At 70.9% G+C, this 11,384-nt stretch carries 14 protein-coding genes and 1 pseudogene; 12 read left to right on the top strand and 3 right to left on the bottom strand.

Annotated elements, in window-relative coordinates; translation table 11 throughout:
* Both ACWCO3_RS23715 and ACWCO3_RS23710 read left to right on the top strand, forming a co-directional pair.
* Positions 1-974: FAD-binding protein (locus ACWCO3_RS23715; RefSeq protein ID WP_450012092.1), on the top strand; the 974-nt coding region annotated here is incomplete at its 5' end.
* Positions 971-2,032 (top strand): succinate dehydrogenase/fumarate reductase iron-sulfur subunit, encoded by a 1,062-nt coding sequence (locus tag ACWCO3_RS23710; protein WP_145779036.1) that lies wholly within the window; start codon positions 971-973, stop codon positions 2,030-2,032. The genes ACWCO3_RS23715 and ACWCO3_RS23710, both read left to right, overlap by 4 nt.
* Positions 2,033-2,278: 246 nt before the next feature.
* Here the strand turns inward: ACWCO3_RS23710 and ACWCO3_RS23705 are convergent, their stop codons facing one another.
* Positions 2,279-2,719 carry a (deoxy)nucleoside triphosphate pyrophosphohydrolase gene (locus tag ACWCO3_RS23705; protein ID WP_145779035.1) on the bottom strand — a complete coding sequence of 147 codons (441 nt, stop codon included), beginning with the start codon at positions 2,717-2,719 and terminating at the stop codon, positions 2,279-2,281.
* Between the two features lie 183 nt (positions 2,720-2,902).
* Between ACWCO3_RS23705 and ACWCO3_RS23700 the strand changes: the two genes are divergently transcribed.
* Positions 2,903-3,211, top strand: coding sequence for a 4a-hydroxytetrahydrobiopterin dehydratase (locus ACWCO3_RS23700; protein ID WP_354890602.1), 309 nt, complete (start codon positions 2,903-2,905; stop codon positions 3,209-3,211).
* Here the strand turns inward: ACWCO3_RS23700 and ACWCO3_RS23695 are convergent.
* Positions 3,198-3,671: a VOC family protein gene (locus tag ACWCO3_RS23695; RefSeq protein ID WP_145779033.1), complete on the bottom strand. Its 474-nt coding sequence runs from the start codon at positions 3,669-3,671 to the stop codon at positions 3,198-3,200. The genes ACWCO3_RS23700 and ACWCO3_RS23695 overlap by 14 nt on opposite strands.
* Positions 3,672-3,785: 114 nt before the next feature.
* Here ACWCO3_RS23695 and ACWCO3_RS23690 point away from each other — a divergent pair, with 114 nt between their 5' ends.
* The 9 genes and pseudogenes from ACWCO3_RS23690 (at position 3,786) to ACWCO3_RS23650 (ending at position 11,088) form a co-directional block, all read left to right on the top strand.
* Positions 3,786-4,670, top strand: coding sequence for a LysR family transcriptional regulator (locus tag ACWCO3_RS23690; RefSeq protein WP_450012088.1), 885 nt, complete (start codon positions 3,786-3,788; stop codon positions 4,668-4,670).
* Positions 4,667-5,422, top strand: coding sequence for a class I SAM-dependent methyltransferase (locus ACWCO3_RS23685; protein ID WP_145779031.1), 756 nt, complete (start codon positions 4,667-4,669; stop codon positions 5,420-5,422). The genes ACWCO3_RS23690 and ACWCO3_RS23685 overlap by 4 nt, the downstream gene beginning before the upstream one ends.
* A gap of 10 nt (positions 5,423-5,432) precedes the next feature.
* Positions 5,433-5,795 carry a PH domain-containing protein gene (locus ACWCO3_RS23680; protein WP_030337500.1) on the top strand — a complete coding sequence of 121 codons (363 nt, stop codon included), beginning with the start codon at positions 5,433-5,435 and terminating at the stop codon, positions 5,793-5,795.
* 228 nt (positions 5,796-6,023) lie between these two features.
* The gene (locus tag ACWCO3_RS23675; RefSeq protein ID WP_145779030.1) at positions 6,024-6,755 is read left to right on the top strand and encodes a class I SAM-dependent methyltransferase; all 732 of its coding nucleotides are present in this window, start codon (positions 6,024-6,026) and stop codon (positions 6,753-6,755) included.
* A 117-nt stretch (positions 6,756-6,872) separates the two neighbouring features.
* Positions 6,873-7,478 (top strand): annotated as a pseudogene (locus ACWCO3_RS23670) (MFS transporter); the annotation flags it as partial.
* Between the two features lie 62 nt (positions 7,479-7,540).
* Complete coding sequence (locus tag ACWCO3_RS23665) at positions 7,541-8,533, top strand: ABC transporter permease (protein WP_145780333.1); 993 nt, start codon at positions 7,541-7,543, stop codon at positions 8,531-8,533.
* Positions 8,526-9,410 (top strand): ABC transporter permease, encoded by an 885-nt coding sequence (locus tag ACWCO3_RS23660; RefSeq protein ID WP_357928417.1) that lies wholly within the window; start codon positions 8,526-8,528, stop codon positions 9,408-9,410. Before ACWCO3_RS23665 ends, ACWCO3_RS23660 begins: the two co-directional genes overlap by 8 nt.
* Positions 9,407-10,411, top strand: a complete 1,005-nt coding sequence (locus tag ACWCO3_RS23655; protein ID WP_450012085.1) for an ABC transporter ATP-binding protein — start codon at positions 9,407-9,409, stop codon at positions 10,409-10,411. The genes ACWCO3_RS23660 and ACWCO3_RS23655 overlap by 4 nt, the downstream gene beginning before the upstream one ends.
* Positions 10,408-11,088 (top strand): ABC transporter ATP-binding protein, encoded by a 681-nt coding sequence (locus tag ACWCO3_RS23650; RefSeq protein ID WP_244311655.1) that lies wholly within the window; start codon positions 10,408-10,410, stop codon positions 11,086-11,088. The genes ACWCO3_RS23655 and ACWCO3_RS23650 overlap by 4 nt, the downstream gene beginning before the upstream one ends.
* A gap of 12 nt (positions 11,089-11,100) precedes the next feature.
* Here the strand turns inward: ACWCO3_RS23650 and ACWCO3_RS23645 are convergent.
* A partial coding sequence (locus ACWCO3_RS23645; RefSeq protein WP_450012082.1) for a zinc-binding dehydrogenase occupies positions 11,101-11,384 on the bottom strand: 284 nt, incomplete at its 5' end.

Below are 11,384 nucleotides of genomic sequence, written 5' to 3'. Positions count from 1 at the left end.
CGCCGGAGCTGCTGCCCCGTGACGAGGTGGCCCGTGCGATCAACAGCGAGGTCAAGGCCGGTCGGGGCTCCCCCGCCGGCGGCGTCTTCCTGGACATCGCGAGCCGGCGTTCGGCCGACGAGATCCGTCGGCGGCTGCCGTCGATGTACCACCAGTTCAAGGAGCTGGCCGACGTCGACATCACCTCCGAGGCGATGGAGGTCGGGCCGACCTGTCACTACGTGATGGGCGGCGTCGAGGTCGACCCTGACTCGGGTGCGGCCTTCGGCCACGTACGCGGCCTGTTCGCCGCCGGTGAGGTCTCCGGTGGCATGCACGGCTCCAACCGGCTGGGCGGCAACTCCCTGTCCGATCTGCTGGTCTTCGGCAAGCGGGCGGGCGGGCACGCGGCCAGCTACGCCGACGGGCTGACCGCCCGGCCGAAGGTGGCCGTGGACGCCGTCGAGGCCGCCGTGGAGACCGCGCTCGCTCCGCTGCAGCGCGACACCGGCGAGAGCCCGTACACCCTCCAGCAGGACCTTCAGGCGGTGATGGGCGACCTGGTCGGCATCATCCGTAGGGAGGGTGAGCTGGCCGACGCCCTGGTGCGGCTGGCCGAGCTGCGCGAGCGGGTCGCCAAGGTGAGCGCGGCCGGTGGCCGGCGGTACAACCCGGGCTGGCACCTGGCCCTGGACCTGCGCAACATGCTGGTGGTCTCGGAGTGCACCGCGAAGGCGGCGCTGGAACGGCAGGAGTCGCGCGGCGGGCACACCCGGGAGGACTACCCGGCGATGGAGCCGAAGTGGCGGCAGGTGAACCTGGTCTGCTCGCTGGACGGCGACACCGTACGGCTGACCCGTAAGCCGCTGCCGAAGATGCGGCCGGAGCTGATCGGCCTCTTCGACCGTGCGGAGCTGGCCAAGTACCTCACCGACGAGGAGCTGACCGACTTCGACGCCCTCGTTGCCGACGCTGGAGAGGCGGACAACCGATGAGCGCGAAGCGTCAGTTCCGGATCTGGCGGGGCGACGAGACCGGCGGGGACCTGCAGGACTACATGGTGGAGGTGAATGAGGGCGAGGTCGTCCTCGACGTCATCCACCGCCTCCAGGCCACCGACGCACCCGACCTGGCCTGCCGGTGGAACTGCAAGGCCGGCAAGTGTGGCTCCTGCTCCATGGAGATCAACGGCAAGCCGCGGCTGGGCTGCATGACCCGGATGTCGACCTTCGGCGACGACGAGACGGTCACTGTCACCCCGCTGCGTACCTTCCCGGTCATCCGGGACCTGGTCACCGACGTCTCGTTCAACTACGAGAAGGCACGGGAGACGCCGGCGTTCGCCCCGCCGGCCGACGTCGCACCCGGTGACTACCGGATGCAGCAGGTCGACGTGGAGCGCTCGCAGGAGTTCCGCAAGTGCATCGAGTGCTTCCTGTGCCAGACGGTCTGCCACGTCATCCGTGACCACGACGAGAACAAGCAGGCGTTCTCCGGGCCCCGGTACTTCATCCGGGCGGCCGAGCTGGACATGCACCCGCTGGACACCCGGACGGACCGCAAGGAGTACGCGCAGGCCGAACAGGGCCTCGGTTTCTGCAACATCACCAAGTGCTGCACCGAGGTCTGCCCCGAGCACATCAAGATCACTGACAACGGGATCATCCCCATGAAGGAACGGGTCGTCGACCGCAGGTACGATCCCCTTGTGTGGCTTGGTAGCAAGATCTTCCGCCGGGGCGAGACGCCCCAGACCAGCGTGACCACCGCCCGTCAGGGCTCGGCGACGCCGGGTTCAGCCCACGGTGGGCTGCACTCGCACGCGGGTGGTTCCCACGACTCCCGGGCCGAGGCGCAGGCTCAGAGCGGCGTCAACTGGGACCGGGAGGTGCCCCACCCGACCGCTCCGGCGGTGGACGACCGGGGCAAGCTGCCGCTGACCGAGCTCACCTTCGACCGGCCGGCCGCACCGTCGCCGTTCGGTGACGACGTGACCTTCCCGCTGCCTCCGGAGCACCTCAACTTCGCGCACCCGGACCAGGACAAGCACTGACCACCCGAACCAGACGGGGGCCGCGGCTGTTGCCGTGGCCCCCGTCCCGTTCCCACCCCACCCCGGTGATCAAAGACCCGGCGCCGCCCCGGCATGTCCGTGATGAGCGTGATTCCGCTGTGGCATCTAGATGCCACAGCGGAATCAACGTCGTTCCAATCCTGGCCCGCGGATACCGGATGTTTCGGCCACCGAATTAACAGGAAGCAGGGTGGGCCGGGGCGGGGGTCAGGGGCAGGGCGGGGGTCAGGGGTTTTTCAGGACGGGACGGAGGGCTGCGACGATGGGGGCGTCGGCGGGAAGCCAGGTGACCGAGTCCAGTTCGTCGGCGGTCAGCCACCGCAGCGCCTCGTGTTCCAGTGCCTGCGGCTCGTCGCCGTCGAGCAGACGGGCGGCGTACACCTTGAGCACCGAACGGCCGTGTGCCATCCGGACGTCGCGACCGACCCGATCACCGATCTCGACGCGTACGGCCAACTCCTCGACGCACTCCCGGACCAACGCGTCGACCTCGGCCTCTCCCGGCTCGACCTTCCCGCCGGGGAACTCCCACATCCCGGCCACCTCGGGCGGGGCGGAGCGCGCGCAGGCGAGCACCCGCCCGTCCCGGATTATCGCCGCGCCGACGATCACCTTCGGGTCCCGTCGTTCGACCTGCCCGCCATCATTCGCCCGTTCGGTCCGCACGGGCGTCCAGGGTGCCAGATCAATCGGCGGTTTGGGTACCGGAACCGTCCGCTAGGTCAATAGAACACGGAAGTGTGGGCGTGGACACCCCTCCCGCGTGGGGAGAGACTAGGGGACACCGACAAGACACGGGATGGCGACGATTTGGCCACAAGCCGGCAACGGCGCTTGGGGGGTGCGGTGATGCGCGTGCTGTTCAACAGCAGGTCGAAGCACGACTACCTTGCCGACGCGTTGACCTTGCTATCTGGTTGGACACGCGAAGGGGAGCAGATCCGACGGACGCTCGTGATCGACGATACCCAACACGCGGCACTAACTGAACGGGTCAAGGTCGTCGCGGACGCGCTGCACCTGCGCCCGGAGATCAGCCGACGGTCCGACAGCACCCAGATCCGGGTCGGGCACGGCAACGGCGAGCCCCTGACCGAGGGCGAGGTCCTGCTGGCCGCCCGCATCGAGGACGCCTACCGGGCGGTCACGGAGTCCTGACGTCCGCCTCGGCAGCCACCTCCACGTCCTGCGGGTACCAGCGCAACTCCACCACGTTGCCGTCCGGGTCGCTGACGTAGATCGAGGTCGCCGAGCCGCGGGCACCGAACCTGTCGACCGGCCCGGTCAGCACCGTGAAGACTCCCGACTCGACCACCCGCTCCCAGTCCAGCGGTGCCACCACCAGGCAGAAGTGGTCGACGTTGGTGCCCTGCCGATCACCATGGGGAAGGTCGCCACGGTCGAGGTCACCACGGACGAGGTCGATGATGCACCCGGCGCTGACCCGCACCGACGGGAACGGCACCCGTCCGGCCCGCCACTCGTCCACCCGGACCGGCGGCAGCCCGAGCTGGCCGCGGTAGAAGGCCAGCGAGCGCTCCACGTCGGCGACGGTCAACACCAGGTGGTCGAAACCGGTCACCCGTACCGCGCTCGCCTGGTAGTCGTCGATGCTCATGTCGCTGCCCTTCGTTAGGTGTTCCCTGCCGCGTTCACGATCCCCGCACGGAGGACGCCGACCAAGACCTCATGCCGCTACGATCGTTGCCCACAGGTCAACGGTGGGAGCGACGTGCTGGAGCGGTACGAGGTCGAGGCGTTCCTGACGCTCGCCGAGGAGTTGCACTTCGGCCGGACCGCCGAGCGGCTGGCCGTCAGCACTGGTCGGGTCAGCCACATCGTGAAGAGGCTGGAGCTCCGGATCGGCGCGCCGCTCTTCGCCCGCACCAGTCGGGTCGTCCGGCTCACCCCGATCGGGCGGCAGCTCGCCGACGAGCTGGCCCCGTTGGTGGCCGGCATGGACGAGGCCGTCCGCCGGGCGGTCGACGCTGGCCGGGGCGTCACCGGGACGCTACGGGTGGCGTTCCTCGGCGAGTGGACAGCGCCCGTGCTGCTGCGGGCCGTGGCCCTGTTCGGCGAACGGCATCCCGACTGCCGGGTGGAAGTGCACGAGGCACAGCTGTCCAACACCCGGTCCGGGCTGCTCGACGGCTCGACGGACGTGCTGATCGCCTCGTTCCCGTTCGACGGCATGGCCACCGGTCCGGCGCTGCTCGCCGAAGATCGGGCGCTGGCGGTGGCGGCGGGTCACCCGCTCACCCGGGAACCGTCGGTGTCGCTGGAGGTGCTCGCCGATCACCCGGTGGTGCAGTACCCGGCGGTGACCTCGGCGGAGTTCAAGCGGGACCGCACCCCAGAACGCACCCCGACCGGCCGGCCCATTCCGAAGGGACCCGTTGGGAACACCTTCTCCGAGATGCTGTCGTTGGTCGCGCTGGGCCGAGGCGTACTGCCGGTGGGTGAGCACACGCGCCGCTACTACCCCCGCCCCGACGTGGCGTACGTGCCCATCCACGACGCACCACCGATCGAACGTGGGCCGGTGTGGCTGCCCAGCAACACCACCACCCGGGTACGCGAGTTCGTCCGCGCCGCGACCGACGCGAACGCGCCGTGAGGCACGGCGAGTTCCAGCATCCCCGCCTGGTCGAGGTTTACGATGCGGAATGCCGGTGGGGGCCGGACGACGACTTCTTCCAGGCGGTGGTGGGCGAGACTCCGGCGGCCCGGGTGCTCGACCTCGGCTGCGGCACCGGCCGTTTGACTGTTGCCCTCGCCGCCTCGGGTCACACCGTCACCGGCGTCGACCCCGCCGGCGCGTCCCTGGCCGCCGCCCGCGCCCGGCCCGGTGGCGAGCGGGTGACCTGGGTCGAGGGCACCTCGGCCGTGCTTCCGAGCGAGGTGTTCGACGTGGCGGTGTTGACCAGCCACGTGGCGCAGTTCTTCGTGGACGACGCGGAGTGGGCGCGTACCCTCGCCGACCTGCGCCGTGCGCTCGTGCCCGGCGGTCGGCTGGTGTTCGACGCCCGCGACCCGGCGGACCGCCGATGGGAGCTGTGGAACCCGGTGGATTCGCAGCGGCGGATCACAGTGCCGGGCGGTGGCGAGGTCCGCGCGTGGACAGCTGTCACCGGGGTACGCGACGGAGTGGTCGACTTCACCCACCACTACCACTTCGCCGACGGCGAGCGGTTGGCCAGCTCGGCGACCCTGCGCTTCCGCACCGAGGCGGAGCTGCGCGCGTCTCTGACCAGTGCGGGTTTCCTGGTGGACCGCGTCTACGGCGGTTGGCGCCAGGAGCCCGTCGGCCACGGCGACGGCGAATTCGTGGTCCTCGCCCGGGCTGGCACTGTGGCACCGGTTTTCTAGCCTGGGACGCATGGCGAACATCGCGTACGACCGCAAAGAGCAGGTCCAGCAGATCGAGAGCGGCCTCCTCGAGGGTGAGCAGATCATCGCCGTCTACGACGCCGTCGGCACGGGCACCGGGTTCATCGGGCTGACCGACCGCCGCGTGATCATCCAGGACCGCTCGTTCGTCGGGAAGCGGTTCGCGATCACCAGCATCCCGTACTCGAAGATCACCAGCGTGAGCGTGGTCAGCAACAAGTCCTGGGGAGGGTCGTTCTTCTCCACCGGCGCGATCGCGATCCACGTCGGCACGCACACCTACGAGGTGGAGTTCCGGGGTGCGCAGAAGAGCCACCACGTGCACAACGTGATCCTGCACCACATCTCCTGACCTGAAGTCCCGCTACGGGCCCGGCTGGCGTAATTGCCTTGCCGGGCCCGAGCCGTCTCTGGTGTCCTCGGTCGACAGTCACGCGAAGGGAGCAGCGCCATGCCCGCTACGACGAAGTGCCTCCGACCCGACGTCAATCGCACCGAGGAATCGAGACTTCGTGAGCAGATCTGTTCCCCCGACCACGGCGCCGCTGCGCGCCACTGACACCGACCGCGGAGGCCGCTGATGTCGGTCTTCGACGATCCCGGCCTCTTCGGCCGGCTGTGGGCCGCCGACTATGACGGCCCGGGCAACCCCGACCCGATGCCGGCGGTGGACTTCCTGGCCGACCTGGCCGACGGTGGTCCGGTTCTCGAACTGGCGATCGGCACCGGCCGGGTCGCGCTCCCCCTGGCCGAGCGCGGTCTGACAGTGCACGGCGTCGAGGCGTCCGAGGAGATGCTGGCGCATCTGCGGGCCAAGCCCGGGGGCGACCAGATCCCGGTGGTCGTCGCCGACATGGCCGACGTGCCGGTGCCGGGTGAGTTCCGGCTCGCGTACCTGGTCTTCAACACGCTGTTCAACCTGGTCGACGCCGAGCGGCAGGCGGACTGCTTCCGCAACGTCGCCCGGGTCCTGTCGCCCGGTGGCGCGTTCGTCATCGAGACGTTCGTGCCCGACCCGCGTAGCTTCGACGCGGACGAGCAGGTGCAGGTACGGGAGGTCACCGAGGACTCCGCGACGATCCGGCTGCACAGGTACGACCGGCCGGCGCAGCGGTTCATCAGGCAGACCATCACCTTCGACAGTGATGGTGTGCACCTGAAGCCGTTCGCCATGCGGTACGCCTGGCCGCACCAGATCGACGCGATGGCGCAGCAGGCGGGGCTCCGGCTCACCGAACGGTACGCCGACTGGCAACGGCGACCGTTCCAGGCCGACAGCCCGTCGCACATCTCCGTCTACCGAGCGGAGTAGCGGCGGTTGGTCGACTCCGGTTCCCGACGGAGCCGGAGTCGGCCTTCCGCGCTCGGCTGATTCTGCTGACGGCAGTTTCAGTTGATCCGCCGGCCCGCGCCGGGGTGAGCTGAGACCATGCCATCGAAAGCCGCCGGTTTCCCGCGCTCCTCGCCGTACTGGCCGGTGGTCAGTCACCCCCAGCTCCGGCGGGTCCTGCCCGGGCTTGCCGTGTCCGCGTTGGGTGACGGCATGGCGGTGGTCGCGGTGACCTGGCTCGCCATCCAACTCGCACCGCCGGATCAGCATGGCACCTGGATCGCTGCCGCCGTGGCGGCGTACACCCTGCCCAGCGCTGCCGGGACGATCGTCTTCGGTCGGTTGCTACGCGGGCGCAGCGGTGCCCAGCTCGCCGGCTGGGACGCGATCCTGCGGGCCGGCGCGCTCGCGGCGATTCCCCTCGCCCACCTCGCGGGCGTACTCACCGTTGGGTTGTACGTCCTCCTGCTCGCCGTGTCGGCGTTGCTGCACTCGTGGGGTACCGCCGGGCGTTTCACACTGATCGCCGAGCTGCTGCCGCAACGACACCACCTGCCGGCGAACGCGCTGCTCACCACCATCGCCGGTTTCGCCACAGTCGTCGGCCCACCACTGGCGGGACTCCTGATCGAATGGGTGAGCCCGGTGTGGGTCCTCGCCGCCGACGCCGCGACCTTCTCCGTGCAGGGCGTGACCCCCCGGGTCGAGGCGCACGAGCACGGGGTGGCGAACAGCATCTGGTGGAACATCGACACCTGGAAGCGCTCATGACCCGCCCGGGTCGACTGGCCGGGGCGGGGGCGGTGGTCCGACGCCGGCTCCTGGTCGCCGTTCCGGTACTCGCCGCGACCAGCATCGGAATGTTCGCCCTCGGCGCCGCCTCCCCGGTGGACCCGGCCAAGCAGTACGCCGGCGCGGCGGCCTTCACCGCCAGCGAGGAGAACCTGGCGCAGATCCGCGCCAACTGGGGTGTCGACGACCCGCTGCCGGTGCAGTACCTGCGCTGGATCGGCAACCTGGTCCAGGGCGACCTGGGCTGGTCGACGAGTCGACACGAACCGGTCGCCTCGGTGCTCTCCGCCCGGGCCGGCTGGACGCTGCTGCTGATCGGCGTGACCCTCGCCCTGGTCCTGGTCGGCAGTCTGCTGCTGGGTGCGCTGGCCGCGTACCGCCGGGGTGGGTTGTTCGACAGGGGTCTGCGGGCCGCCGCCTACGCGGTCGAGTCGATGCCAGTGTTCTGGCTGGGCCTGGCCGCGATCGCCGTGTTCGCGCTGGTGCTCGGGTGGTTGCCGGCCGGCGGGCTCACCGACGTCACCGCGACCAGCACGTCCTGGGCCGACGTGGCGCACCACCTGATCCTGCCGGTCGGAGTGCTGGCCGTGTCGCAGGCGCCGTGGTTCGTGCTGTTCGTCCGGGACGCGGTCGCGGAGAGCATGCGCGACGACCACGTGCTCGCCGCGCGGGCCCGGGGGTTGCCAGGGCGGACGGTGCTGTTCGGGCACGCGCTGCGGACCGCGCTGCTGCCGTTCCTCACGTTGGTCGGCACCCACCTGCCGGAGCTGGTCGGCGGTGCGGTGCTGGTCGAGACGGTCTTCTCACTGCCGGGTCTCGGCGCCGTCACGGTGGCTGCCGCGCTTGGCAGCGACTTCCCGCTGCTGGCGGCGATCACGCTGGTCACCACAGCTGTGGTGCTGGCCGCGAACCTCACGACCGACCTCGCGTACGCCGCCGCCGACCCGAGGGTGCGACTCGATGGCTGACCTTGCTACCCGACCGCCACTGCTCCGCGTGGCCCGGTCCCGACTGCGGCTGCGACCCGGCCAGACCGGTGTCGTCGTCGCCGGCCTCGTCCTCGTCGTCGCTGTCGTCGGTTCGCTCCTGGCCCCGCTCGTCTGGCCGCTCGACCAGAGCGCGGTGGCCCTCGACCAGACCCGGTTGGCGCCGTCCTGGACCCACCTCGCCGGCACCGACGACCTCGGCCGGGACGTGGCGCACCGTGCCGTCTACGGGCTGCGGGTGTCGCTGCTCGTCGGCGCGGTCGCCGCGCTCGTCGCCACCGTCCTCGGCGGCGTCATCGGCGGTATCGCCGGCACGCTCGGCGGCCCTGTGGACCGGATCCTGATGCGGATCGTGGACACCATCGCCGCGATGCCGCACCTGCTGCTGGGCATCTTCATCGTCGCCATGCTGCGTCCCAGCCTCGGCGCGGTGATCGCCTCCGTCGGGCTCACCCACTGGCTCTCCACAGCGCGCATCGTCCGGTCCGAGTTGCTCAGCCTTCGTACCCGGCCGTTCGTCGACGCCGCCATCAGCGGAGGGGCCGGCCGGGGTCGGGTCCTGACCCGACACCTGCTGCCCCACGTGCTGCCCCGGCTGGCGCTGGCCACCACCCTGATGATCCCGCACGCGGTGTGGCACGAGACGGCGCTGTCCTTCCTCGGTCTCGGCCTGCCGCCGCACCTCGCCTCACTCGGCAACATGATCAACGATGGTCAGGGGTCACTGCTGACCGGCGCCTGGTGGGCCAGCCTGGCACCGGGTGCGGTCATCGTCGTCGTCACCCTCGCCATCGCGGTCATCGCCGCCCGGTGGCGTGACCGCCTCGATCCCCGGATCCGAGCGGAGCTGCACCTGTGACCATCACCGAACACGCCGCTGTCGAGGCACCCGACCGCACCGCCGCGGGCCGCCCGCTGCTCGCCGTGGAGGGCCTCGGCGTCGAGTTCCGGCTGCGCGACACGACAGTGCGCGCCGTCACCGACCTCAACCTGACGGTACGGACCGGTGAACTGCTGGCCGTCGTCGGCGAGTCCGGCTGCGGCAAGTCCGTCCTGGCCCACGCGCTACTCGGCCTGTTGCCGGGCAACGCCACGATCACCGGCCACGCCGTTCTGCACCACCCGGACAGCGACCCGGTCGACCTGGTCACCTGCGGTCAGCGTCACCTGGCCCGCCGGGTACGCGGCCGTCGGGTCGGACTGGTCCCGCAGAGCCCAGCCACCGCGCTGAACCCGGTCCGCACCGGACGGCGACTGCTCACCGAGACCCTCCGGGCGCACGGTCGGGACCGGGCGGACGCCGAGCGGCTCGCCCTCGACGTCGGGCTCGACCCGGCCGACCTGGACCGCTACCCGCACGAGCTCTCCGGCGGCATGGCCCAACGGCTGGTCACCGCGCTCGCGCTGGCACCGGACCCGTCGCTGCTCATCGCCGACGAGCCCACCACCGGCCTCGACCGGCCGCTGGTGGACCACACCCTCGACCTGCTGCGCCGCCGGTGCGACAACGGCTCGGCCGTCGTGCTCATCACGCACGACCTGGCCGCCGCGCAACGGGTCGCCGACACCGTCGCCGTCATGTACGCCAGCCGGATCGTGGAACACACCGACGCCGACGATCTCTTCGCCGCGCCCACCCACCCGTACGCCGCGGCGCTCCTCGACGCCCTGCCGGACCGCGCCTTCCGGCCGGTGCCGGGCGAACCGCCGATGCTCACCGCACTGCCTCCTGGCTGCGCGTTCGCGCCCCGCTGCCCACACCGCACCGACACCTGCGCGAGCCAGCCGCCGCCGACGCCGATCGCCGGTGACGGCACTGTCGCCTGCCACCACCCGATCCGCACCGGAGCCGTCACGTGACCAGCCCGCAGCACCTGCTCGCCGACGAGGTCACCGTCGGGTACGGCCGTCGGGTCGTGCTCGACGGCGTCACAGTGCGGGTCGGTCGAAACGAGACGGTCGGACTTCGCGGCCCGTCCGGGTGTGGCAAGTCCACACTGGTCCGGGTTTTGGCCCTCCTGCACCGCCCGGACCACGGCCAGGTCAGCATCGACGGCACGCCGGTCCACGGAGTGCGGTACGCCGTGCCGGTCGACCTGCGGACCCGCGTCGCCGTGCTGTTCCAGAGCCCGCGCGCCGCCGCTGATCCCCGGCTGAGCCTGGACGACCTGATCGCCGAACCGCTCCGTGCCGTCCGAACGCCCGAGTCGACGGTCCGGGAACGGGTGGCCGAACTCGCCGACCTCGTCGGCCTCACCGCCGACCTGCGCGGCCGACGGCCACACGCGGTGTCCGACGGGCAACTACAACGCGCCTGCCTCGCTCGCGCCCTCGTACACCGGCCGGACTACCTGCTCTGCGACGAGGCCACGGCGATGCTGGACGCCTCGACCCAGGCGCACGTCGCCGCCGTCATCCGCGACTACCAGCGGACCCGGCGGGCCGGCGTCCTGGTCATCAGCCACGACCAGACCCTGATGGACCGCTGGACCGACCGGATCGTCGACCTGGACAGCAGGGCACCGGCGCGGACCTGACGTACCGGCCGGTCAGTCGGCGATGTCCACCACGACCTTGCCCTCGGCGATGCCGTCGGCGACCAGACGGTGGGCGTCCATGATGGTGTCGAGCGTGAAGCGACGCCGGTCCAGTCGCGGGCGCAGCGCGCCGCCATCGGCCAGCGTCGCGATCTCCCGCAGGATGTCGCCGTGGTGTTCGCGGCCCCGGCCGGTGAGCATCGGCAGCAGGGTGAACACGCCGGAGTAGGTAGCGCCACGGAACGACAGCGGGGCGAGCGAATGGGTGCCCCAGCCGAGCGCGCTGACGACGTGCC

This window comes from Micromonospora sp. NPDC002411 (assembly GCF_053592955.1).
Note: the sequence above shows the minus strand (reverse complement) of the source record. Positions and strands in the feature narration are given on the sequence as shown.